Below are 24325 nucleotides of genomic sequence, written 5' to 3'. Positions count from 1 at the left end.
CTTTACGGTAAAAAAAGTATCGTTGAGGATATCTCATGAATATGCTCCTTGTCTGCCCATAAGATAAAATAATTGTAAGTTATCCCATTAATCGAGATCGGTGTCGGATACTTAGCTATAAATGCCGCCTGCCCTTTCATTTCGGACGGCTGGTCTGAAGATGGCAATATGGTGCACGATTGTATATATGGTTTTGACGAAATTAATATTTGCGGGGCCGAACCATAAGGATTTAACTGGTGAAATGCTTCATCATGGCAAATCTGCTCCATCGTATCCGTTCCAAAAAGGGCTGATAATTGAAAAAATCCATCACTGCCTTCATATCGTTCCTCGTTCACGCTTTGCCAACTTGCCGGATATTGAAAGTTAACGTCAAATTTCTCGCTTGTAAATTCTTTTTTTGCTAAATCCATTACCGGCGTCGGCGACCATTGTAACGACAGGATAGGTACGCCATCAAGGAGCTGAATTGGAACCGGATGACCTAAATCAATCGCCCACAACTCATTGGCAAATTCCCGCTCCTTACATCCGGAAAGATATGCTATTTTTCTGCCATTCGGCGACCAGGTAACAGGCGTCGAGAAGCAATTCGATATCGCCCACACTCGTTCGCGTTCACCCAGACGTCCAACTGTACGAATTTGCGAGAAGTATCCTTGTTCATCGAATGCGGTAGAGTTGAAGGCAATCCGCGATGAATCCGGCGACCATTCCGGGAAATAATTTTTTCCATCCGGGCCGCCTTTCACTTCATGAATGGCACCTGTAGCAAGCTCCAAAGTATATATGATCGAAACACTTGCGCCCGGCGTTGTATAAAGAGCAAAGGCACCATCCGGCGACAGAGCTATATCATGGAGAGGACCGTCCTTGTTTGTAGTCAATTGATGTTTGCCCGTTCCATTTGTGCTGATACGGTACAGCTGACTTATTCCGGAGGCATCCAGTGCTTGAAACAATAATTCCGTGCCGCTCGGAAACCATCTGATATCGGATGCACCCGGTTCCATAATTCTTTTTGCCGCCTGGAGCGTAGCGTTATATAATATGATGATGCCCCGAGCGGCATAAGCCAACACTTTGCTGTCAGGCGACCAATCTAGGCTGAAATCTCCTCCTTCTTCCAACTGATCAATCCCCGCGACCAAACCTGTCTGGACGTAAATAACGTAAATAATCCTGTTCTTACCTACGAATGCAATCCTGCTACTATCCGGTGACCAAATCGGCTTTGAAAATACATCGCCCAACCCATTTGTCAGTTCTTCACTTTGTCCGTTTCGTGAATTATACACCCAAACATCATAATTGCCGCCGCGGTTAGAAACAAACGCAATGAACCCTCGTTCGCCAAGCGGTGCATAGGGAATCGTTAACTTCATCCCCGGCTTTATGGTCACAGAAGGCAGTTGGTTGACTTGTTGAATCAACTTCGACTCACTTTTACCAGCAGTTGTCACATTGTAACGTTTGGCTATCTGAACCAGTGTATCTCCGGGCTGAACGACATAATGAGAAACACCGGGAGGGATTGTCAATAACTGCCCCGCCAGTAAAACATATGGGGGCTTAAGGGCATTTGCTTCGGCAATGACAGAAATCGGCACACCAAAATTTTGTGAAATTCGATATACCGAGTCCCCTGGCAGCACCCGGTATTTATCAACACCGGGGGGGATTGACAACTGCTGACCGATGGATATCACATAAGGAGCATCCAAGTTATTTGCAGCGATAACGGATTTCACCGGAATTTCCCATCGTTTTGCAATACGGCTTATCGTGTCGCCTCGCCGGACTGTATAAAAGAGTTGCACCGCTAGCACTTCCCTTCATTTTAAAAGCATAGTAATCTTTTAAGTAAGGCGTGACCCAGATCACACTTACCTACCTACCTACCTACCTACCTACCTACCTACCTACCTACCTACCCTTACCTATGTTATTCGTCTAGCGGGATGTATGTTCAAAAATCATTTCCGAAATGAGGACTACAAAAAACGAACCGGTCTCTAGTAAACTAGAGATCGGTTCGTTTTTCCTGTATTGCCTATTCACTTTTACTTTTCAAAAACTTGGTGAATCACATCATTCGGTTTACTGTTATTCAAGTTTTTATAAATACAGCTTGCCGGTTTTTCTCGCAATGTTTCGGCGAAAGCATTTGCCAAATCGGCTTCACCCGACACATGAATTTCATGCCAGCCGCGTTCTTTCTTCAGTTTTCCAACAATTTCACCCATCCCTTTATAGAACCTCTGTAGATTTTCTCTCAAGCGAGGTTCGATGGCATCCCCTTTTGTGCTTCCATTTCCAACATTATGCGCAGCGGAAGCTTTATTCCGTTCTCCCCATCCTTCTAAATTCGGATCGAATTCGTACGTCATTTCACCAAGGACAGATCCCATTGCGGTGTCTAAAATGCGGACCTCTCCGAAACTCGGCAAAATAATTCCCGCTTCCGGATATGCTTTGTACATATATTCCAATTCCTCGGTCATCGGTTTGTTCTCCCAGTGGAAGCTTGTTTTCACTGGGACTTGAACATAGTGAACCGACCATAATTCCGGGTCTAGCGCCGCAAAAATCACGACACCTTTGCTAAGTTCATTCTTATGATCCTCGACTTCTTTTTCAATTTTTTTCTTAAGCTCATTAAATGCTTTTATTTCTTTTTCATCATTGGAGGCCGTCAAATACTCATCTATCCGTTTCAATCCACTCTTCAAATGAATTCTCCACGCCCCGTTTAGCTGCTCCGGATCGCCTGGATTGGTGTTTAAATACACACTCAACACACAACGGTCATCACACTGATATTCTTTTAAAGTTTGAATTTCCTTACTTAATGGCATAATTTGTAACCTCCTTAATATTGAGTTCATTATTAGCATACCCTCATGCGCATAGTCTAAAACGAATTGTAAGTACGCTTTCATTAACTCGTTAGTGGATTAAACGTTGCTTATTTCGAATAATAGCAGAAAAGCTATCTCCAAAATCCTGTATGTGCGGACTTTGAAGACAGCTGTTGTTTTGTACAAACAACCATCATACAACGATTACTAAAAAAAATTACTGGTAATTATTTTGCCCGAGTGAACTTTCAATTTGAGGAAACACTAGTCATTGAAGGAGGGGAAAAAATGGCGAAAAACAACAGGATTTTAGTGCCAGGTGCGCGTAAGGGGTTGGATCAATTGAAAGCGGATGTCATGAAAGCACAAGGTTATTATGTGAATCCAACCGATCCCGACAAGGTGAAATACGAAGTCGCAGATGAACTCGGTATTCCATTATCGATAGGATATAACGGCAAACTTACGTCGGAACAGGCGGGTAATATCGGTGGACCGATAGGTGGTAATATGGTAAAAGAAATGGTTCGGATGGCACAAGAACAGATGTTAAAGAAGTGAAAATCGATCCAAATTTCAGCATCGACAGTTCAAAAACAGCGAAGGAGCATCGGTAGAATTCTCCCGATGCTCCTTCGCTGTATGATGATTCCTCAATCCTACCCGTCTAATTACTGGAATAACACGTGAATGGTCTGCCTGTCCTACGTTTGATGAAATCACTCTTTGTCCATTTCAATTGTTTTCTTCAATTGTTTCAAATGACGTTTTTCATGCAATCCGACAAACGGAAACCATTGAATCAATGGTATTTGCCCGAAAATCGGATGTTTGAATGACTTTTCACGAAGTTCGTCTTTTGTACTTAAATCATACACGTCCAGTAAGAAGATACGTGAATCATAGAGTTCATTTTTCATTTCTATTTTTGATTTATACTCATTTGTCGGTGCCGTATGTCCGGGTGCTTCCACCTTTATTAAGCGATTCGTTGATAATGCAATTGGTTTCTTCATTGATTTTGGACTATCGGGATTTTTTAGTTCTCTGGCAATAGTAGTCGCAATCACTGTTTCCATTCGCGCTAGGTGTTCGAATATTTGTTTTGGAGACCATCCGCCATTCGGGGGTATTTTATTGAACTGTTCATCCGTCAATGGTTCAATCGCTTTAAATAATTCTTTCCGAATAACAGTGTTTTTTTCTAAAACCATTTTATTTTCTCCTTTTATTACCATAAAAACTTTTCCGTTATTGTTTCCTTACCTACAATAAAAGCTTTTCTATTTTTTCGCAAGCGATCGCTTAAAATAATATCATTTCTGATAACAATCCCGAGTAATTTTAGGATGATTCCCTTTCATTCATCACCGAGAATCTGACCAGCAATGTCGTGGCACAAAGCAGTAATAATCCAAAACCCCCAATGGCAATGCCCGTATTTTGGAAACTCATATTCGAGGCGGGTAACCCACAAAGGCTTGGAGCGAACGCAACAGTACCTACCATCGTCCCCATGACTGCCGCGACTCCCCCATTAAAAGAACCCGCAAGCACCGATTGCTTCCTTACAATCGAACCGAATTGAGCGCCTATTACAATACCAATCCATAAGTTGACTGTACAGATAATAGAAAAGTCCATCGGGAAAATCAAATATAACATCATCGCAATGACAAAGCCGGTAATCTGTCCCGCTGCCAATGTCACAGTAAAGCCAAGCCGATTGCTAATTTTGTAACGTGATTTATAGAATAGCGCATACATATAGATGCCCAACAAACTACTTAACACAAGCAAAATCGATCCAAATAAGACCATTTCACGTCTCTCCCTACGTTTTCCGCACAGATTTCGCCGCTTTAAACAGCATCAAAAACGAACACAAAACAAAAAACTCCATCATGATGGCGAATGCAACACTGTAAGACGCCGCCGCTCCGATCATCGGGGCCATCATTCCCGTCATCAGACCGCTAATATAGCCCGTTAGCAGTGTCTGGTTGTCAAACATCCCTCCGAATAAACTTCCCGCCACCATCCCTGCCAAGGACGCTAGTACAGTAACCTCCATATAGTAGATGGGAAACTCATAAATCAGAAGAATTCCCGTTCCGAGTGCCATCCCTCCACCCGCTACCATGGCCACATTCATGCCTAGATGAGAACAAATCCGTTTTCTTCGCCTATATAGAAATTTGTAGGTGAAAAACGCAAGTATAAATTGAAAAATCAATAAGCCCCAGATCCAAGCCGACAAAAGGATTCCCCCCCTTTTGACATTCTATGAAGAGGACCTGTAAAAAGAATCGTTACATTAGATACAATTCTAATTTTTAGTCATATTGAAAAGTAGGTACAGAGTGTATTATTAGTCAAAATGAGGGCCCAAAATGATTCTTTTCAAAGAATCCGTGCAAAATGATAAATAAGTAAAAACCAGCCTCTTTCCCTTTGTTAGGGATGAGAAGCTGGGCCTTGATCATGTTTAAAAGGCAAATTCGAAAATAGAAATCGTTTTAAGTAATGGTACTTCCAATTGAATTTTGCATTCGAGTCAATTTCATAATAGAGAATTTTTTGTATTAAAATCCGAACAAGCTTGATTGTAACGAGAGGCGGACGTTTTCCGTTACAATCAACGGAACTCATCCATTTAAATGAATAATTGTTGGCGAAAATACGTTAATGTTCATATTTTCAATTGAAATTAGTAATTGTGAAATTGGTACATTCATTAATCACTTTAAAAAATGTACTAAATTCTATTGTCAAGCTCCAAAAAGCGGAAAATGCATTCACTTAGTTATTTCTCGGAGATTTCTAAGTTCTTTTCGGAATTCGCGAACCAGTATGCAGCGCCAATGAAAACAGCTCCACCAATGATATTGCCGATTGTCACGGGCACTAAGTTTGCCGCCAATCCTGCCAATGATACTGTTTCAGGATGAGGAACCATCAGTGCGATGGAAAGCAAGGTCATGTTTGCGATACTATGCTCGAACCCCGAGGTGATAAACGCGAATAAACACCAAAAAATCATAATCAATTTTGCGGTTTCTTCCTTAAGCTTAAATGCACACCAAACGGCCAAACAGACGAGAATATTACAAAGTATTCCGCGAATAAGCAACTCTACGAACGGCGTATTCATCTTAGCGCTTGCCGCTGTATTGATATAGTCTGCCGTATCGCCTGAAGCCAGACCCGAATAGAAAAAAAGTGCGGCAACGAGAATCGCTCCGGCAAAGTTGCCCAAATAGCTGAATGTCCAAATTTGTATAGTTTCATACCAAGTCGTTTTCTTCGTCAACGTACCAATGGTCATGATCATATTATTACTTGTGAAGAGATCTGCTCCGGCCATCAAAACCAAACTTAACGCAATTCCAAATGTAATGCCCATTATTAATTTCGTTCCTGCAAAGTTAGTAGGTCCTAGCAAACCACCTATCGTAAAAATAAGAATGATCCCAAATCCAAGGAAAAACCCCGCCATCATTGTCAATGTAAGGTATCTACTTTTACTCGTCTGTAATTGATTCACTTTTGAAACGGCTGTATCACCCAAAACAGCGATTGTTGCTTTCATCTTTTTCCTCCAGCAGCTACTATAAATATAGTTTTGATTTGGATACTCCATATCTTTTAAGAGTCCATGTATATATAAATATACTACTAATCCCGGAGACGTGGTACTTCTATGGCAATTTGCAGGTGGACACTTTCCTAAAAGCCAGAGGAATTCCGGAACAGTAATCGGTTTTAAAATATCAAAAAAAAGAGGGAACCCCCTATACTTTCAAGGAGTTCACTCTTTAACATAGGTTAATGTTAAATTTCAATAATGACTGGAAGAATCATCGGCCTCCTTTTTGTCCGGGTAAATAAAAGCGTTTCAATCGATTTTTTAAGATGTTGTTTTAAATTGATTCTTTGATTCTCATTGACGCCTTGCAATTCATTTATGGTCTTGATGACCAACTGATTCACTTCATTCAACAGTTCCTCCGAATTGCTACTATACACAAATCCGCGGGATATTGTATCCGGATCGGATATTAGTTTTCCATCCGTTTTACCTAAGGTAATAACAATGACCAGCATGCCCTCTTCGGAAAGAAGTTTCCGGTCGCGCAAGACGATTTTTCCAACATCGCCAATACCCAGTCCGTCCACAAAAAGGTTCCCTGATTGCACTTTTCGTGTTTGGCGGGCGACTTGATTATTAATATCGACAACATCTCCATTGTTGATGATAAAAATATTATCACTTTCTACCCCAACAGACTCAGCTAATATACGGTGCTGCTGAAGCATTCTATATTCACCGTGGATAGGGATGAAATATTTTGGTTTCATTAAGGTCAACATTAGTTTCAATTCTTCTTGGCATGCATGTCCTGATACATGCATACCGGTAGTGCTTGCAGATCCATAGATTACTTTGGCTCCTAGATGGAATAAATTATCGACAATACGCGAGACACTTTTTTCGTTTCCTGGAATTGGCGACGAAGCAAAGATAACCGTATCTTCAGGATGGACTTGTACATCACGAAAATTTCCGCTAGACAAACGGGACAGTGCTGCCATCGGCTCCCCTTGACTTCCCGTACAAAGAATGGCGACACGTTCCGGATCCATTCCCCTGACCTCATTTTTCTCGATCAGCATACCCTCAGGAATCTTCAAATACCCAAGTTCCGATGCAACCGCTACAACATTCACCATACTTCGCCCAAGTAACGCAAGCTTGCGGTTTGTTTTTTGTGCCGCATCCACCACTTGCTGAACCCGATGGACGTTGGAAGCAAAAGTAGAGATAAACACTTTCCGGCGAGCTTTTCGGAATGCTTCTTCAATATGCCCGCCTACAAGTAGTTCAGATGGATTAAAGCCGGGACGTTCCGCATTCGTGCTTTCCGATAATAGAAGCAATACACCGTTATTTCCTACTTCAGCCATTTTATAAATATCTGGATAGTCTTTATTAATAGGAGTTAAATCGAATTTAAAATCACCGGTATGTACAACTGCACCCTCCGGTGTATGAAATACAATACCTAGACAATCGGGAATACTGTGGCTTGTTTTGAAAAACGTCACTCTCACCGTTCCAAACTCCAAATCAGAATCGGAATTTATCAGTACCAGCTCGGTTTGCCTCAGAAGCCCATGTTCCTTTAGCTTAAGTTCAATTAAACCTAGTGTTAATCGTGTTGCGTAAATCGGCACATTTAATTGCTTCAAAAAGTAAGGAATGCCTCCAATATGATCTTCATGTCCATGTGTAACAACCAATGCCCGTATTTTATCCTTATTTTTCTGTAAGTAAGAAATATCTTGGATAATCAAATCGATTCCCAGCAGACTTTCATCCGGGAACTTAGCACCACAGTCGATTATTATGAGATCGTCTTCATATTGTAATACATACATATTTTTCCCGATTTCGTTAATGCCGCCTAGCGCAAAAACTGATAATTTATTTTCAGTGTTATTCAAATTTAAAATCCTCCTACTTTGAATTAATACTCAAAGTATGCCCGTAAAGAAATTTTTTATGAAATTGGGTTCTAAGTGAGAAAACAGGATGATTTGATATTTTTTAGTACCATTACCGTTTACAGCTTTCGGCGGACATTTAGAGGAAATAAAAGCCGATTCCCATAATCAGATAAGCAGCGAATAGAATCAGACCCTCGAACCAATTCGATTCGCCATCATTACAAAGATTGATGACAAGCAATGATGCGGCTACCATTGCGACCAGCTCAGGGACCGTGAAAACAAGTGCCATCGGTTCCGGCATTATGAGTGAAACTAGGACGAGAATCGGCGCAACGAACATGGCGACCTGCAACGTGGAACCGACTGCTAACTCCACAGACACATCCATTTTATTTTTGACCGCCAACGTAATAGCAGATACGTGCTCCGCCGCATTTCCGACAATCGCGACGATAATGACACCGATGAACAACTCCGTCCATCCGAATTTTTCACCGAGCATTTCAAATGTATGAACCAGTTGCTCCGATACGAAAGCAACCGTAACTGTTGCCAACAGAAGGACAAGAATCGACTTGCGCTTTGTCCACTCAGGCGTTTCCTCCTCCTCTTCATCCACGTTCTTATCTGAGGAGGCAAATACGCCGCGATGTGTGACAAGTTTGAAGAACAGTCCGGCAAGATAGAGGATGATTAGTATAACCGCGATGCCAATACTTAAGTTGAGTGTTGTTTGTTCATCCATCGACATGGAGAATATCTCGGGAATGACGAATGCTACGATAACAGCGAAAATCAGCAATCCTGAATTGTAGCGCGCATCAAGGAGACTGAAATTTTGGCGTTTGAATTTAATGCCTCCCGCAAAAAAGGAAAGCCCGAGCACGAGCAAAAGATTTCCAAGTACGGAGCCCGTTAGCGATGCCAAGACGATGCCGACCATTCCCGCCTTCAATGTAAATATTGAAATGATGAGTTCGACGGCGTTGCCGAAAGTGGCGTTCAATAGCCCGCCAATCCTCGGCCCGCTAACGATTGCAAGGCTTTCCGTCGCGCGGCCTATGTATCCCGAAAGCCCGATGATGCTTATACAGCATAGGACGAACATTATCATGTCCGACCAGTTCAAGAATGCACCGGCAAGCACGAGCGGGACACCGGCGAATACTAAAATGGCAAATAATCGATTCAACAAACTCACCTCTTTTGATAATAAAAACCTTTTCCATATCTTTCCCTTCAAAAGTACTTACAAACGTAAAGTACAGCCTGAAAAAACCAACCGAAGGTATTGCTAACGGTTGGTTTTTGTTTTTTTCTATGCAATTGTCGAAACTTCTACGAATAATGTCATCCTGGAAACACCTTCGTTTCAAGCTCGCCTATTAAGAACCCATTTTACACGTTTGGTGTCCGTTTTTAGTTGCAGTCGCAACGAAAATAGAAAAGCGAGCAATAACAAACCACAACATAAGAGTAACGCGGAGGAGATTCCGCCGATATGATCGATCATCCAACCGGCAAGACCAGGTCCAAGAAGCTGCCCCGAAGCGAAATAAACAGTGACATACCCTAAAGCAATTGGAGCATAGGAAGGATGAATTTGTTCCGTGGACAGTGCTTGAATGAGCGAAAGCATGCCGACAACTGTAATTCCCCAGAACAATTGACCGATGATAAACCCGATGAATACTGGGTAGATAACAGCAATGAACATAGACAATGCCCCTGTGACAAGCGTAATATTCAGCGACTTTCTTCGCCCAATTTTATCGGAAATCGTTCCCCATAACGGTCCGCTGAAAATGGACATCAATCCGCCTAAAGCCATTATTTGCCCGGCTACAAATCGATCGATCCTGGATTCCAATATAAAACTGAACAAAAAACTTTGTGGTATCAAATATGCAAAACCGATGAGCCCATAAATAAAAGCGACAAGGAGTACCCCTTTATGTACATACACTTCCCGCCATAGGGATAGATCCTTTTGTTCTTTTTTCAATAAGGGGATGGGCGGATCCCGCAAAATGATCAGCGCTGCTAGGGCAAACAATAGTGACAAAAATCCATACAACAACCAAAGGTACCGCCATCCGTCAATTGCAAACCAAGTCGAGAAAAATGGGATTAACATACTCGAAATAAGCGTTCCAAGCCCGAGACCGCTGACAAGGAAACCGATCATCATCCCCCGCCGCTCTGGAAACCAGCCCACGACAATATTTACAAGCGGTGTATAGGCGAAAGCCGTCCCCACTCCCATGATGATCATGCCTGCTAGACTCGCGGCATAGCTTTGAACCGAAGCCATATACAGCAATCCAGCAGAAACAAGCACCGTACCGAAAACAACCAGCTTTTTGGACCCCCATTTTGCAGCTAAAATGCCAGCAAAAAGGACCATCCCTAAATAGCCGATTGAGTTTGTCGTTGCTAACATTCCCGCCTGTTCATATGATAATGACAAACTATCTTTCATAGAAGGCATTAAAATACCATATGACATTCTTCCAAAGCCAAGCGTACTGATCGTCACCATGACACTTGCAAATGCATACCTCCAAATAGGCTGTCCTTGCTTCATCTATCCACCGCCCTGTTTAATAACTCCCGAAAACCATTCCACTATCATCCGCTTGTAGTGGCATTCTACATTCTACTATAACAAAATCACGACTTATTTGGTAATTATTTCAGAATATAACAACAATTTTGTTGCTTGGTATAGGAAACGCAAACCCAACCGTCTCATCATTGATTCCACCAACAGCAATGACGATTATTTCATTCGTAAATCCACCCTGTGTCGCTAGTAGGCACGTTACCTTGGAATGAACCGAAGTGATTACAGTACCGCTAAAAAAGCCAAAATGAAGATAAGCCATTTATTTACACGGCATATCTTCATTTTTATAGGTTGCAATTAAAATGGACACCAGAAACGAATACTACTTTTTCTCCATGACTGCAAAGTAATTCTTTTCATTATCGGCAAAGTTGAATACTCTACCAGTAGGCATATTTACGATTTCCCCAACGGTGATATTTTTATCGGAAAAGTCTTTATACAGATTATCGAGATCCTCCGAGTAAAATAGTAATGAAGGGGTAGAAAGATTTAATTCAGGCTGCATTTCCGCAATTAATTCCTTGTTGTGGAGAACGAAAGTCGTTTCCGATCCCTTTGTAGGAGAAATTTCAAACCATCTAAACCCTTGGCCGTTATCCTCTTCAGAAACTACACTAAATCCGACTTTTTCCGTCCAAAATGTTACCGCCTCATCTTGATCATTTACATATAACATAATTTGACCGACCTTAGTAATCATTCGTTTCCCTCCATTCAGTTAGAATTCATTATTTGCGAAGCATTTGGATCGGCTTCGAATGTTTATTCAGGTTTCCTAACTCTAGCTAGAGGTTGTTCTGATACCTATCCCCTTTGCGTTGTCTCCATTATAGAAGGAACGTTCCCACATCGCAATTTTTTACGTAATACAAACAATCTTTAAGTTGCCAACACTCACGACGAGTTCTTACATAGCATTTCGGTTTTTGTTCATTACTAAAAGTGGGCAAGCCCGCATACACTTTAGGTATTACTTCGAGGGTCAGATTTTTGCATGTGCCCATATTATTAAGGGATGAAGGAGTCATGTTTATTGATTGAAAAAGCACTTCTTTTCATAATTATTTTGAGAATTTTTTCAGGAAGCATCGAATTAACAGCGGCGATGTTTATGTTGAAATTTAATGACTTGGAGAAGGCATTTTATATTAATACGCTACTTGCTTTAGTGGGTCCTGTTATTTTAATTGTTACGACAGGAATAGCATTGACTGGTCTAACTGAAAAGATATCGTTGCCAAGAATGATTTGCCTGTTCGGCGGTATCATACTCATTCTTATTAGTTTGAAATCGAAATAATGAACAAGTCCTTTTCCCGCTTCCGGATTATGAAAAGTTATTTATTTTTCCAAGAAATATAAACCACAAATAGTTATTGCGAATCCGGGAACGCTATCTCCTGAAGGTTATAAAACAAAAGGAGGTATTAGTATGTCCAGAAAAACCTCAATGCCTAATGACTCTGATGACAATGTGAACAGGCTCAAGAAAACAATTAGCAATGCAGAAGCAGCGGAAGCGGCAATGGAATTCGCAGACGGGAAAGAACTAGCTGCCATCAAGGAGAAAAATGCAAGGCGTCAAGAAAGCATCGAAAGTTTGCAAAGTGAAATTAAAGAAGAAAATAAATCACGCATTAACGGGTATATTTAATTACACGAAATGCAACTTTGAGAATAATTTTTGTGTCCCCAAAGTAGCCCAGTTGTATCAATTGGAACCAGAGTCATATCAATAAATCAAAAGTGCCTATGCAAGAAACGTTCACTTAGTTTCTTGCACAGGCAATTGATTTCAAGTCCCCCTCTTGCTCACTTAAAAGCAATTGCAGCTCCTCCCTAAATTTGGAATCCTATAAACGAAAAGAGACCTCAAGAACTAGGTTGCGATGACCAACCGTTTCTTGAGGTCTCTTAATAGCTTAAACTATACATATCCCCCAAATTTCATCTAATCATTTTCTCTTGCCAACTTGATGTTGACTAAATCACTTAGACTTTTACTTTTGCTTCCCTATTATCTTTGTAAAATAGTCGTACAACTCATTGCTATTGAATAAAATACAATGACATCATTTTACTAGGGGGCTATAACTATGAATTCAATATTTATTTATATCTTTTTAGGCATATCTTTAGCTGCACCAATTGGCCCCGTTAAGACCGTACTATTAAACACGGGCATTAAAAGCGGTTTTTTTCATGCTTGGTTTTTTAGTTTTGGTGCTTTGGTCACCGACGTCATGTATATGTTCATGATTTACTTTGGGATTGGTCAATTCATTGATTCACCATTACTGAAAACAATCCTATGGTCATTTGGCTGTTTTGTACTAATGTATACGGGTATAGAAAATTTACTTACGCTAAAAAACATTGAGACGAACTTGACATCAGGTAAAAGAGTCCGTCTTAGAAATTCAATTCTATCCGGTTTCTTCATGTCATTGTTGAATCCGCTTACCATCCTTTTTTGGTTGGGGATATATGGTTCCATCTTAGCAAAAACAGTTGGAATCTTAACGGGATACCAAATCGTTATAAATAGTATTGCTATTTTGGTTGGCATTATGTTTGTGGATTTATTAATGTCCATTTTATCTAGTGGGGCTCGAAAGCTATTCTCCAACAGGCTTTTGAAAATCGTCTCCGGATTTTCATCCCTATCCATGATCGGTTTCGGTATTTACTTTGGCATCCAAGCTTTTCATGCATTATTTTAATTGACTTTCCAGTGTAAAAATGAATACCTTTTCTTTTCTTACATAGTAAAATGATAAAAGTCTGTACCATATAACGCATAATTAGTACAAGTAAGGAAACCATACCTGTAGCAATCGAAAACAAGAGTAGTCGAGGTGTGGTAATGGAACAAAGTGCGGATAAGGTTAGTATATGGTGCATTGTAAGCATGGCTTCAATACCTCTCGTCATGACCCTAGGGAATTCGATGCTAATTCCAGTGCTCCCGATCCTAGAAGATAAGGTTGGAATCACATCATTTCAATCGAGTATGATCATTACAAGTTATTCAGTCGCGGCTATTTTTCTTATACCAGTAGCGGGCTATTTATCGGATCGCTTTGGTAGGAAAATGGTGATATTACCGAGTTTAGTCTTTGCTTTAATTGGTGGGCTGATTGCCGGGTTCGCTTCTTGGAAAATGGAAGACCCATACACAATGATTATTGTTGGTAGGATTCTGCAAGGTGTTGGAGCTGCTGGGGCCATGCCGATCGTTTTGCCGCTCGTAGGTGACCTTTACCAAGATGATGATGAAAAAACCAGTTCCTGTTTAGGTGTTATTGAAACATCGAACACATTTGGAAAAGTGTTAAGTCCTATCTTAGGTTCAGTATTTGCTGCTATTTTATGGTTCCTGCCGTTCTTCTCCATATCAGCGCTTAGTTTAATTTCTATCGTACTTATCTTTTTCTTTGTGAAAGTGCCTAAAGAAAAAGATGAACCGGTAAAGTTCAAGCAATTTTTAAGTAACACAAAAAAAGTATTCAAAGTGGAAGGTAAATGGTTGTATACTGTATTCCTTAATGGGGTCCTGGTAATGCTAATATTATTCAGTATGTTATTTTTCTTATCGGAAAACCTTGAAAAAGTTCATGATATAAAAGGTATTAAAAAAGGGTTTGTTTTGGCCATTCCGCTTCTGTTACTTTGTATTGCTTCATTTATATCCGGTCGAAAAATTAAAGGGGATCTAAAAACGATAAAAAAAGTAATGATTATTTGCTTGATCGCAATGTCCGCCAGCGTCGTTTTCGTAGGGTTTACAAGCAAAAAACTGTTCCTTCTGTTAGTCGTCACGAGTATAGTCGGAATTGCGATTGGTGCTTTATTACCTGCACTCGATGCCATCATTACAGAAAATATCAAAAAAGAGTTGCGAGGCACAGTTTCCTCTTTTTATAGCTCGGCAAGGTTTATCGGTGTTGCAGCAGGCCCGCCTATTATGTCACTCGCTATGAAAAACTTCCTCAATGTCAGCTATATTACGGCTGGCGTACTGGGATTCATCCTGTTGTTCATTGTCTTTAAGTTCATCAAAGTCGATGAAATTGAAAAAACAAATAAAACAGCATAAAAATTAGGACCTTGCAGGTTTGCGGCTGCAATGGTCCTTTTTTATGGGTATGAACAAATATTTCATTCTGATTTGCGCCTGGATTTAAACCGATAAGAAAATTATCGGAATAAGTTATTTATACTTCACTATAATTTCTTCTACAAATAGTTGTACCAGACACTCCGTTTGAATAAGATGCATAGACGCTATTTTAAGGGAGGATTTTTCATGAATTCGATAGCTGCCTATATCTTTTTGGGCGTATCTTTAGCTGCGCCTGTGGGACCTGTTAACGCTGCGCAGCTAGATACGGGGATTAAGAACGGTTTTTTTCATGCCTGGATTTTTGGTATTGGGGCATTAACCGCCGATGTCTTGTATATGATCATGGTTTATTTCGGGGTTGGTCAAATTATTGAGTTCCCTCTTGTACAAATCATCCTTTGGTCGTTTGGTTGTTTTGTCCTTACATATACAGGTATTGAAAGTTTACTTTCGCTACATAAAATTGAGTTGGCTTTTAGATTCGGTAAACAAACGCCTCTTAGACGTTCCTTATTTTCAGGCTTTTTCATGTCACTTTTAAATCCTCTTACGATTCTTTTTTGGCTGGGGATTTACGGTTCAGTTCTTGCGGAAACGGCGAAAACTTTTTCCGGAAATCAAATCCTTATCAATAGCATGGCTATCATAGTCGGTATCATTTTATGGGATACTATAATGGCTACTATATCTAGTGGCGCCCGCAGATTTTTATCCATCAAGCTTCTGAAGAGCATTTCCATTTTTTCGTCCCTAGCCATGATTGGATTCGGAGTTTACTTTGGCATTCAAGCTTATCATGCGCTATTTTGAGCCTCTTCTCTCTTCCATCTTTTCCGCAAAAATAAGACAACTATTCCTATTACCGCGAGAAACACTAAGCTGATAAAAAAACCGGGCCGACTTGTTTGATGAAAGAGTGTTCCGCTGACAGCCCCAATTACGAGAATCATTCCAATCACTCTTTTTACTTTATCTGCGGTAGTCGGCTCGATTAATCTGTGATACATCGTTAAAATGAAAAACCAATTATAAAGGAGCATCAATGCTGCCGCAGTGGTTATATATTGGTATACTTTTTCAGGCAATAATAAAGAGGTGACTATGGAAAGAACAAGACCCGTTGAAGTTAAGGCAATTGCAGGTAACGGCATTTTGAACTTCTTTTTCGTTTGTTTACTGAATATTTTAGGGGCGTCCCCGTCTTCCGATATTGTTAGAAGTATCGTCGTCACCGAAAAAAGGGATGCAGACATCGTCGAAAACCCGGCAATAATAATTGCGGCAGTAAACACATGCGGGAAAAATTCGATATTGCTAACACCTGATAAAGCTTCAACAAACGGGCTTTTATTCTCCCTGAACTTATCATATGGCAACAGTAATAACGCTAGAGAAAGAGCGGTAACATAAATTACTCCAAGCAACCCTAACATGACTTTCCCTGATTTGGGGGCGTCTTCCTTGTTTTTAAGATGGATAGCCATGACGCCCATTACTTCAATTCCACCGTGAGCGTAAAAGGCAAATAACAGAGCGCTCCAAAACCCGGTTAATCCGTTTGGAAAGAACTCATTTACTGTTTGTGGAATTCCTGCCTTTTGGTCGCCCTCAATTGTTCCAGTCAGTGCTAAAATGGCAATCACAATAAACATAAAAATAGCGGCAATTTTCATTACAGCATATACGCTCTCCAATTTTCCAAACGCTTTTGCTCCAATAAAAAGTACAATGAGACCACAAACGGCATAGATTGATGCGAATATCCACAATTTAACGTTGGGGAACCAAAACCTGGATAAAATTGAAATTGCGGTAAGTTGACTGCCGATGATTAGTATTTCCGAACACCAGTATACCCAACCACTGGAAAAACCGGCCCAACGTCCATATGCTTTTTTGGCATAGGTACGAAAAGATCCTTTCTGGGGATCCTTAGCAGACATTTTCGCCAGTGCTTCAAACACGATATACGTTGCACTTGCAGCCATGATAAAGGCCAAGATGACAGAAGGTCCCGTCATTTTAATCGCAAAACTCGATGCCAGGAAAAACCCTGTACCAATTATACACCCTACTCCAATAAGAGATAATTGCCACCAAGCAAGGTTTGCTACTTCATCCTTGTCACCCGACGTTTTTTTACCCATTTTCATACCTCCACATAAAGATAGCTTTCCACAAGAAAGTGGATTTATGTGCTTATAAACTGATGAAAAAACCGTATATCAGGCAATAAATTCAGCTTATTAAGTTATTAGCTACATACTGATTCAACATGTGACCATTGAAAGGTCCACCATAATAAAACGAATAAGGATTGCTCAACATACACACTTCTACGCTTGGGGATGACTGTGCTGGTTATTTCTAGTTATGAAGAATCAGATTAGTGAAGTCGGGTTTGACACAGGTATTTGCCTGAACACTTATTGAATACTGAAGCAATTTGTTTAATGCTCTCTTACTTAGAACTATTAAGTTCTTTCTTCAAAGACTTCTTTCGTATTCCATAAATGAGAGCCAATAAAAGGGGTATAAAAATTCCGACTATCAATGAAAATGAATATTCCGTTGTTATGTTCATATCTTGTTTATAGACGACATTAGGATAAATTACGAGAGACAGGACCATGACAATCAGCCCTAACGGCATCGTTAAGGGGCGATAATCTTTCAAATTCAAAACTTGTGCGATTCCAAAAACGGTAGCATAAAAATAAAGGATCATCTTAAAATAGAGAGAGATAATCCATAGTGAGGCCATTAATACTTCAATTCGCTCTATGAAATCCCCCGTACTAATCCTTTTAGCCAATTCAAAGCTCGGAAATATTTCATTTGCCGTTTTATCAGCTCCTAATACCGAAACACTCAAAAATGTAATGATAATGATGACGATTCCGCCAATTAAATTTCCAATTAGAAAAGATCTTCTTGCTTGTTTTACTTTGTTAAGAAATGCAGGGAAAATCATTAATATAACAATTGCATTTACAGAAGACGTAATAACTAAAAACAAGGAGGATTGAAGCATATTTTTTAGATTTACCTCAAAAACAGGTTGTACGTTTTCAATTCGGATTTCTGGTGCAATTAATAGTACAAATACAAAAAAAGCTAAAAAGAAAAAGGCAAATAAGATTTCTGCAGATCGGGCGATGGTTTCCAATCCAAGATAGACTCCCATCACCAAAATCCCAACCATAAGAATATTAAGGGCTACCATCGGAGTATATGGCATCATATGGGTATTTAAGAAATTGCCTGATTGAAATAAAAGACTTGAAGTATAAAGAAGTGGCAAAGATATAAATATAAGAGAAGCAACTCTACCTATCCATTTTCCAAATATCTTTTCAGTGATTTGAATATAAGTGAGAGTAGGAAACCAAAGTGCTATCCAGGTGAAAAACCATATAACCAATAACCCGATGCCCGTACCAATTATAGCCGTTATCCAAGCATCTTGGTTCGTTTTGTCTGCTAAAGCTGATGGAACTTCTAGGATGCTTGTACCAATCGTAAAAAAGATGACTAGCACTAGAAACTGATTTGAGTTTATTTTAATATTTCGCATCATGTCATATCTCCACCTCACTTATCTCTCTAATTCACCTAACGAAAGAATGTATCATTTAGTGGATTAAAAATGAAAGTTAAAAAGTCCATCGGATTTGGAATTGGTTTTCCTAACGCTTGGACAATCCCTAAACCTACGCCAATAGAAAGAAAGAGTAAAAAGACAACTAATTCTTTTTTATAGTTCTTTTGTAAAAGAGATGGAACTTCAACTCGCCAGATAACAGCTGCAACCAACAGGATTCCAATAACTTTTAGCATGCTTATTTATTCCTGTAAACTTTTTAAGAATGATTTATTAACTGTACCCGTACGGCGTAATTTCAGATCGACTTCGACGTTCACTACCATGTCCGTGAACTTTTCATCCCACTGTTCTTTAATTTTTTTCCAGGTTTTCGGATTTGATCGATGAATGGCTTGTCCAAATCCAAAAATATCTGTTTTATATTGTTTTTGTGCCGTTTCAATGGTTTGATCAATACTTTCTTTCACTTCTTTTTCATAAATTTTCTCTAGCTCCTCTATTGTTACTGGTTCTTTCAGGTTGATATGACATTCCACTGAACCCACATTCCCCTCTACCTGTATATTGACATCCACTTCCGGCTCTCCTTTGTTTATTTTACCTTTCATATCCGATTTGAACTGAATCACCTCAATTGAAGCTTTCCCTTTCTCGGGGCAAGATACAGATGTTACTGTTGTCTTTATAGAGTTGGTAATGTAGTTATACCCTATACTTTCACGTTCGGTTAACCATCCCACTAGTTTATCTTTATTAAACACAGCTAAATAATCATATAGAATTTGAGCAGAAGGCGTAATCGATTCCACGTTTTGTTTGCTTGAACCTGATTCCTCGTTCCCAGTTATATAAATCCCCGATAACACAGGATTCTGTCCATCACTTATAAGATCACTTATCAAATCATCTAATGTGATACCTTTTGTTGCGGACCAGCTATTTTCAGACGTTTTAAGCGTGTTAAACATTTTATTGGCCGGTATGCTTTCAATAGGTGTTGAGACATTCAGTATTTCTGCCGCAGTCTTATCCTTAGCAACAACAACATAGAAATCCGATCTTAATTCCCAGTCTCTTGATAGTAACTCCAAGGATTCACCTATACCTTCTTGAGCTAATTCCTCACCAATTACAAGCATACGGAGATGTCCTGGATATATTTTTCTGGGCGAGCTTATTGTCATTTTTCGAAGGGCTTCATACACTGTTTCACCCTTAGCCTGAAACAGCGTTACCGGTGAACGACCAGAACTTTGTTTCATGGATACTTCCGACGGTACAACTACTTGAGCAGTTAACTGGAATTCATCTTCCACTTTGTCGATTCCCATTGCTACTGTAATGGCAAGCTCATTTAATTCCCTTTTGTCCCAACACCCTGTAAGGAACAGACTGAGAATCAGGAGAACGATCATATGTCTTTTCATTGTTTAAACCCCTTCTTACTCCTCATTTTTTGGCGGTTGTGGTTTTGCGGAGGTTGAATCTTGTTGTCTAACTATATTTTGTTGATTAATAAGGCGAGGTCGAGTAAACATTTTCCATTTAGGCAATCGGATAAATGTATCTTTTTGATCGGAAATATTAAATGGAGCCAATGGTGACATATAGGGTATGCCAAAAGAACGTATACTGCATAAATGAAGTATAAGAGCAATTAAACCTACAGTAATTCCAAATAAACCGAACGTGGCAGCTAACCCCATAAATCCGAAGCGCAGTAACCTAACAGCAATCGCTATGTCATATGTGGGCGAAACAAAGCTCGCAATCGCAGTTATTGAAACGATTATTACCATTGCAGCGGAGATCACGCCTGCTTCAACCGCTGCAGTTCCTATGACAAATGCCCCTACAATAGACATGGCAGATCCAATAGATCGTGGCATCCTTACGCCTGCCTCGCGTAAGATTTCAAAGGTCAATTCCATTAGCAAAGCTTCAAAAAATGCAGGAAAGGGAACACCTTCCCGTTGGGCTGTCAGACTAATAAGCAGTGCAGGTGGTAGCATTGTCTGATGAAAAGTTGTGATTGCAATAAACAATGCCGGTGCTAGCAAAGAAATACCAAAAGAACCAAAACGAAGGAGTCGAATAAAACTCGAAATATCCGCACGTTGATAGTAGTCTTCAGAGGCTTGAAAAAATTGAACGAACAATGCGGGAACGATTAGCACAAATGGCGTTCCATCCACCAAAATGGCTATACGTCCTTCCAATAATGCTGCGGCTACAACATCCGGACGTTCCGTATTAAAAATGGTAGGAAAAGGTGAATATGCATCATCCTCAATCAATTCTTCGATATTACCACTTTCAAGAATTCCGTCGATTTCTATTCGATCCAAACGTAAATGGAGTTCTTTCACAATTTTGTCATTTGCAACGCCATTGATATACATTATTTCAATATTAGTTTTCGTACGTGTTCCAATAATTTTTGATTCCATCCAAAGATTCGGATCTTTAATTTTCCGACGAATTAAGGCCGTGTTTACGCGTAAATTTTCGGAGAATCCTTCACGGGGTCCTCTCACTACCGTCTGAGCCACTGGTTCTGTTACCCCACGCTCAACCCATTGCTTATTGGAGATGAGTAACCCTTGTGCATATCCATCGATTAGTAGGACCGTATCCCCAGATAATAGACCGTTATAGAGTAATTCAAGGGTTGTTACCTCTTTAATTTCTCCTACCTTCAAGGCAAGATCTTTTAATAGGCTGATAAGATTTTCCCCAGTCGTTATCTTTTTCTGTAACTCAACCTCTTTAATATCTAGCATAAGTGTTTCTAAAATGAATTCTTGCAACGATGTTGTATCAGTTAATCCATCCGTGTATATTATGCCTGCATTAATGCTTCCTTCTTTTCCAATTCGAATTTCTCGAAAGACAATATCCGTGCTTGCCCCTAGGGTATATTTTATAGTTTGTATATTTTCCTGAAGGCTAGTTTTTAAGGCATCTTTTTGAATTGGATCCACCGCTTGATACTGTGAGGGGATGGCAGAAATTGATTTCTTTGTATTTTTCCTTTTAAAAAATCGCATACTTTCTCTCCCTTTTTCACTATTTCAAGCATTAGCTTTCGTTTTCTTTATTGGATAAAAGAAATCCAAAAAATAGTAGTTACATTTCTCTCCAGAAAATTCCCCTCTTTATAGAAGTAAGCATGGGCTACTCCTCTCTCTTTCATACGTTTAAAGTATGCCTTAGCTAACAATTAGAAGGCACAGTTAAAAGTACCTATACAGTAACCGATCATGAAAGCTTTAACATTCATGATGGTTCCTAGATTAGGTACCTTATTTACTAATCGGGATAAACATATAAAAAAGACTAGAGAGCACATTCTATTTATTTCACTGTATGTTTTCCAGTAATTCCGTATTATAAAACTACCAATTTTCTCTTATCGCTTTCTATTAAAGGGGTCCATGGCAAATAAAAAATAGTTTTGAAACAAGAAGCGCATGGGAATGAAAGTGGATGAGCACACAGTTATTTAATGCCCATCACAATCGCAAGACGGCATACCGGGAACGTCGCCACTTGTCGGTTCCAATCGCTTAAGTTTACATTGATCCACAAGAATTTTTTCCAATTGCCATTGGATGATGTATGATTCTTCAGTTGCACATGTAGGGTCTGCTAAGTTTACTTCTTCCAAAGGGTCCCTTGTTAAATTGTAAAGTTCGAATTGTTCAGGAACCGGTTCAGTTTTTATCGTCGTCACGCAACATCCGTCCTGTTCGGTCATGACGGTATCGCTAATTCCCGGATCACTCCAAAACTGAGGGTTATCAAAATAACGGGCAAATTTCCAAATCTCTTTTTCATTTTTTTGTCCAGTATCAAGTGTTGTAATGACCGCTTCAATATGGCTAGGTTGAACGACAGGTGCATACGGTTTACCTGTTATCGGATTCGTTTGATGCATCCCTTTCGATATATCGTCATCAGTCATGAAATAGAGCGGTTCATTTGACCTGAAATGATGATCATGTCCGTATAACAACGGTTTCAAATTCCTGCCGACTAGCGGATGTACTTCATTGTGGTCTTTTGAGAGCTTTTGTTGGATTTTCTGCTCATTGATACTTGTGAGGCCTAATAGTGTCGGAAGGATGTCGACATGACTCGTTAACATATCAGTACATGTATAGCTCGGGAATAAAAGGGGATTATGAATGATCAATGGTACATGAATAGATTCTTCATACATCGTATACCACTTTTGATAAAGACCACCATGCGCTCCCAGCTGTTCTCCATGATCGGCGGTGAATACAACAATCGTATTCTCATAGAAACTGGATTGTTGTAGGGTCTTTAACACCTTCAGCATTTCTATATCAGCTTTTTTCATAAGGCTGTAATACAGCTTGCGATAAAAATTATTATTAATGATTGGTTGTAATATTTCAGGATACATATCACGGTAGCTTCCTTGTACGGCGGGTTTCGTCAGAAGCGACTCCCCTACTGTCGGAGCCCGTAAAATATAGGGTAGTGTCGGATCGACTTCAAAATTGAATTTGGGGAAAATCGCGGAGTAGATACCATACAATGCAATATCATGAGGATTGATAAAAGAACACATAATAAACCAAGGGGTATCGTCCTTGCAACAATTTGCATTTGCATCAAGTGCTTTAATAAGCTCGACCGTTTCTGTAGCGTACACTTCGTCCCGGCCACTTGTGCCGATTCTGGCGGAAGAGCCGGAATTGCGTGGATCTGCTCCGTGGGGTTCTGGTCCAATCCAATCGGAAAACCCGAAAGAGTTGAGTCTGTCCGCTTTTTCATATAGCTTTTCTTTCGCATGATCAGGAACACCAGTAGTAGGATTATAACTCGGGTATGCATTTTTTGTTCCGGGAATTAATAAATCCTCATCTGATGCGTGCCACTTCCCTTTCCAGAAAGTATCATAGCCCGCCGACCGAAAATAATTCCCAATCGTCGGCACAGTATTTGGATCAAGCCAAAATAAATCCGGATCGAATGAACCCTTGGCAGCCCCCGGGGTTTGCGTGACTCCGTGAAGCGAAGGATATTGCCCTGTATATAATGTCGTTCTACTTGGTGAACAAGCAGTACTGCCCGCATAATGATTTAGAAATTCCATGCCATTTTTCCGTAATAATTCATGTGCAACTAAATTGTTTTTTTGCCATTCCAGTAATTCCTTTGTTTCATAGACCGTCGGAAACCGTTCCTGATCAACCATTATGAACAGTATATTAGGCCGTTTCTTCCGTTTATGATGATCGAAACTTTCACTTTTAGTACATGAACTCAATTTGATTACCACCCTATTTAAGATTGTATACCTTTCTATAATATGCAGGACATAGTCGCATTGAATAAGCGCACACATTATAAAACAAAAAAGCGAGCCTTTCCTCAGTATTAACGAGGTAAGGCTCACTTGTTATCTGTATACTCTGCGTCAATGAATTAGGTAGTCCCAATATACATTGGATAAACCAGCGCAAACGGCTTTCACGTGGTCGCCGCAGCGATAAGACTGGCAGCGGTTTTTCGCCCGGCTTATCGCGGGAGGCATCCACAAAGCG

General features: G+C 40.0%; 22 protein-coding genes. 6 read left to right on the top strand and 16 right to left on the bottom strand.

All coding sequences use genetic code 11. The features are described 5' to 3' along the window. Window positions 1-2 precede the first annotated feature (2 nt). The gene (locus HDC33_RS05975) at window positions 3-1823 is read right to left on the bottom strand and encodes a LysM peptidoglycan-binding domain-containing protein (RefSeq protein ID WP_179391578.1); all 1821 of its coding nucleotides are present in this window, start codon (window positions 1821-1823) and stop codon (window positions 3-5) included. Window positions 1824-2066: 243 nt separating this feature from the next. Continuing rightward, window positions 2067-2861, bottom strand: coding sequence for a VLRF1 family aeRF1-type release factor (locus HDC33_RS05970; RefSeq protein WP_179391577.1), 795 nt, complete (start codon window positions 2859-2861; stop codon window positions 2067-2069). Window positions 2862-3152: 291 nt separating this feature from the next. Here HDC33_RS05970 and HDC33_RS05965 point away from each other — a divergent pair, with 291 nt between their 5' ends. Continuing rightward, complete coding sequence (locus HDC33_RS05965) at window positions 3153-3425, top strand: alpha/beta-type small acid-soluble spore protein (RefSeq protein WP_179391576.1); 273 nt, start codon at window positions 3153-3155, stop codon at window positions 3423-3425. A 158-nt stretch (window positions 3426-3583) separates the two neighbouring features. Here HDC33_RS05965 and HDC33_RS05960 read toward each other — a convergent pair whose 3' ends face one another. From HDC33_RS05960 to HDC33_RS05925, 8 genes are all read right to left on the bottom strand, one after another. Beyond that, the gene (locus HDC33_RS05960; RefSeq protein ID WP_179391575.1) at window positions 3584-4078 is read right to left on the bottom strand and encodes a DinB family protein; all 495 of its coding nucleotides are present in this window, start codon (window positions 4076-4078) and stop codon (window positions 3584-3586) included. A 130-nt stretch (window positions 4079-4208) separates the two neighbouring features. Then, window positions 4209-4685: a hypothetical protein gene (locus tag HDC33_RS05955; RefSeq protein WP_179391574.1), complete on the bottom strand. Its 477-nt coding sequence runs from the start codon at window positions 4683-4685 to the stop codon at window positions 4209-4211. A gap of 13 nt (window positions 4686-4698) precedes the next feature. Then, window positions 4699-5124 carry a hypothetical protein gene (locus HDC33_RS05950; RefSeq protein WP_179391573.1) on the bottom strand — a complete coding sequence of 142 codons (426 nt, stop codon included), beginning with the start codon at window positions 5122-5124 and terminating at the stop codon, window positions 4699-4701. A 546-nt stretch (window positions 5125-5670) separates the two neighbouring features. Next, window positions 5671-6456, bottom strand: a complete 786-nt coding sequence (locus tag HDC33_RS05945; protein WP_179391572.1) for a formate/nitrite transporter family protein — start codon at window positions 6454-6456, stop codon at window positions 5671-5673. A 242-nt stretch (window positions 6457-6698) separates the two neighbouring features. After that, the gene (locus tag HDC33_RS05940) at window positions 6699-8372 is read right to left on the bottom strand and encodes a ribonuclease J (RefSeq protein WP_179391571.1); all 1674 of its coding nucleotides are present in this window, start codon (window positions 8370-8372) and stop codon (window positions 6699-6701) included. A gap of 139 nt (window positions 8373-8511) precedes the next feature. After that, a complete protein-coding gene (gene cax, locus HDC33_RS05935; protein WP_179391570.1) occupies window positions 8512-9573 on the bottom strand; it encodes a calcium/proton exchanger in 1062 nt (353 codons plus the stop codon). Between the two features lie 177 nt (window positions 9574-9750). Beyond that, complete coding sequence (locus tag HDC33_RS05930; RefSeq protein ID WP_179391569.1) at window positions 9751-10965, bottom strand: YbfB/YjiJ family MFS transporter; 1215 nt, start codon at window positions 10963-10965, stop codon at window positions 9751-9753. A 364-nt stretch (window positions 10966-11329) separates the two neighbouring features. Further along, window positions 11330-11710 carry a VOC family protein gene (locus tag HDC33_RS05925; RefSeq protein ID WP_179391568.1) on the bottom strand — a complete coding sequence of 127 codons (381 nt, stop codon included), beginning with the start codon at window positions 11708-11710 and terminating at the stop codon, window positions 11330-11332. Between the two features lie 315 nt (window positions 11711-12025). On the opposite strand from HDC33_RS05925, the gene HDC33_RS05920 reads away from it, so the two are divergent. The 5 genes from HDC33_RS05920 to HDC33_RS05900 all read left to right on the top strand — a co-directional run bounded on the left by HDC33_RS05920 (window position 12026) and on the right by HDC33_RS05900 (window position 15946). Beyond that, a complete protein-coding gene (locus tag HDC33_RS05920) occupies window positions 12026-12310 on the top strand; it encodes a YqhV family protein (protein ID WP_179391567.1) in 285 nt (94 codons plus the stop codon). 132 nt (window positions 12311-12442) lie between these two features. Beyond that, on the top strand, window positions 12443-12664 hold the full coding sequence (locus HDC33_RS05915; RefSeq protein WP_179391566.1) for a small, acid-soluble spore protein tlp: 222 nt from the start codon (window positions 12443-12445) through the stop codon (window positions 12662-12664). 442 nt (window positions 12665-13106) lie between these two features. Next, window positions 13107-13733, top strand: coding sequence for a LysE family transporter (locus HDC33_RS05910; RefSeq protein WP_179391565.1), 627 nt, complete (start codon window positions 13107-13109; stop codon window positions 13731-13733). 143 nt (window positions 13734-13876) lie between these two features. Further along, entirely contained in the window at window positions 13877-15109 is a 1233-nt protein-coding gene (locus tag HDC33_RS05905) for an MFS transporter (protein WP_179391564.1), read from the top strand. A gap of 210 nt (window positions 15110-15319) precedes the next feature. Beyond that, window positions 15320-15946, top strand: coding sequence for a LysE family transporter (locus HDC33_RS05900; protein WP_179391563.1), 627 nt, complete (start codon window positions 15320-15322; stop codon window positions 15944-15946). On the opposite strand, the gene HDC33_RS05895 is transcribed toward HDC33_RS05900, so the two are convergent. From HDC33_RS05895 to HDC33_RS05870, 6 genes are all read right to left on the bottom strand, one after another. Further along, window positions 15931-17283, bottom strand: a complete 1353-nt coding sequence (locus tag HDC33_RS05895) for an amino acid permease (protein WP_179391562.1) — start codon at window positions 17281-17283, stop codon at window positions 15931-15933. The genes HDC33_RS05900 and HDC33_RS05895 overlap by 16 nt on opposite strands. A gap of 314 nt (window positions 17284-17597) precedes the next feature. Continuing rightward, the gene (locus HDC33_RS05890) at window positions 17598-18716 is read right to left on the bottom strand and encodes a GerAB/ArcD/ProY family transporter (RefSeq protein WP_179391561.1); all 1119 of its coding nucleotides are present in this window, start codon (window positions 18714-18716) and stop codon (window positions 17598-17600) included. A gap of 35 nt (window positions 18717-18751) precedes the next feature. Further along, window positions 18752-18976, bottom strand: a complete 225-nt coding sequence (locus tag HDC33_RS05885; protein WP_179391560.1) for a hypothetical protein — start codon at window positions 18974-18976, stop codon at window positions 18752-18754. A gap of 6 nt (window positions 18977-18982) precedes the next feature. Then, entirely contained in the window at window positions 18983-20170 is a 1188-nt protein-coding gene (locus tag HDC33_RS05880; RefSeq protein ID WP_179391559.1) for a Ger(x)C family spore germination protein, read from the bottom strand. 15 nt (window positions 20171-20185) lie between these two features. Further along, window positions 20186-21793 carry a spore germination protein gene (locus HDC33_RS05875; protein WP_179391558.1) on the bottom strand — a complete coding sequence of 536 codons (1608 nt, stop codon included), beginning with the start codon at window positions 21791-21793 and terminating at the stop codon, window positions 20186-20188. 455 nt (window positions 21794-22248) lie between these two features. Next, complete coding sequence (locus HDC33_RS05870) at window positions 22249-23976, bottom strand: sulfatase-like hydrolase/transferase (protein ID WP_370457452.1); 1728 nt, start codon at window positions 23974-23976, stop codon at window positions 22249-22251. Between the last annotated feature and the right edge of the window lie 349 nt (window positions 23977-24325).

The organism is Sporosarcina sp. JAI121 (assembly GCF_013408665.1).
Classification (GTDB): domain Bacteria; phylum Bacillota; class Bacilli; order Bacillales_A; family Planococcaceae; genus Sporosarcina.
The sequence above is the reverse complement of the archived record's forward strand: the minus strand, read 5'-3'. Positions and strand labels throughout refer to the sequence as shown.

Bases quoted from the DNA above. Each gene is read 5' to 3' on its own strand.
- HDC33_RS05970 (WP_179391577.1), bottom strand. From the start codon at position 2,861: ATGCCATTAAGTAAGGAAATTCAAACTTTAAAAGAATATCAGTGTGAT.
- HDC33_RS05965 (WP_179391576.1), top strand. From the start codon at position 3,153: ATGGCGAAAAACAACAGGATTTTAGTGCCAGGTGCGCGTAAGGGGTTG.
- HDC33_RS05960 (WP_179391575.1), bottom strand. From the start codon at position 4,078: ATGGTTTTAGAAAAAAACACTGTTATTCGGAAAGAATTATTTAAAGCG.
- HDC33_RS05955 (WP_179391574.1), bottom strand. From the start codon at position 4,685: ATGGTCTTATTTGGATCGATTTTGCTTGTGTTAAGTAGTTTGTTGGGC.
- HDC33_RS05945 (WP_179391572.1), bottom strand. From the start codon at position 6,456: ATGAAAGCAACAATCGCTGTTTTGGGTGATACAGCCGTTTCAAAAGTG.
- HDC33_RS05930 (WP_179391569.1), bottom strand. From the start codon at position 10,965: ATGAAGCAAGGACAGCCTATTTGGAGGTATGCATTTGCAAGTGTCATG.
- HDC33_RS05925 (WP_179391568.1), bottom strand. From the start codon at position 11,710: ATGATTACTAAGGTCGGTCAAATTATGTTATATGTAAATGATCAAGAT.
- HDC33_RS05920 (WP_179391567.1), top strand. From the start codon at position 12,026: ATGAAGGAGTCATGTTTATTGATTGAAAAAGCACTTCTTTTCATAATT.
- HDC33_RS05915 (WP_179391566.1), top strand. From the start codon at position 12,443: ATGTCCAGAAAAACCTCAATGCCTAATGACTCTGATGACAATGTGAAC.
- HDC33_RS05910 (WP_179391565.1), top strand. From the start codon at position 13,107: ATGAATTCAATATTTATTTATATCTTTTTAGGCATATCTTTAGCTGCA.
- HDC33_RS05905 (WP_179391564.1), top strand. From the start codon at position 13,877: ATGGAACAAAGTGCGGATAAGGTTAGTATATGGTGCATTGTAAGCATG.
- HDC33_RS05900 (WP_179391563.1), top strand. From the start codon at position 15,320: ATGAATTCGATAGCTGCCTATATCTTTTTGGGCGTATCTTTAGCTGCG.
- HDC33_RS05895 (WP_179391562.1), bottom strand. From the start codon at position 17,283: ATGGGTAAAAAAACGTCGGGTGACAAGGATGAAGTAGCAAACCTTGCT.
- HDC33_RS05890 (WP_179391561.1), bottom strand. From the start codon at position 18,716: ATGATGCGAAATATTAAAATAAACTCAAATCAGTTTCTAGTGCTAGTC.
- HDC33_RS05885 (WP_179391560.1), bottom strand. From the start codon at position 18,976: ATGCTAAAAGTTATTGGAATCCTGTTGGTTGCAGCTGTTATCTGGCGA.
- HDC33_RS05880 (WP_179391559.1), bottom strand. From the start codon at position 20,170: ATGAAAAGACATATGATCGTTCTCCTGATTCTCAGTCTGTTCCTTACA.
- HDC33_RS05875 (WP_179391558.1), bottom strand. From the start codon at position 21,793: ATGCGATTTTTTAAAAGGAAAAATACAAAGAAATCAATTTCTGCCATC.
- HDC33_RS05870 (WP_370457452.1), bottom strand. From the start codon at position 23,976: ATGGTTGATCAGGAACGGTTTCCGACGGTCTATGAAACAAAGGAATTA.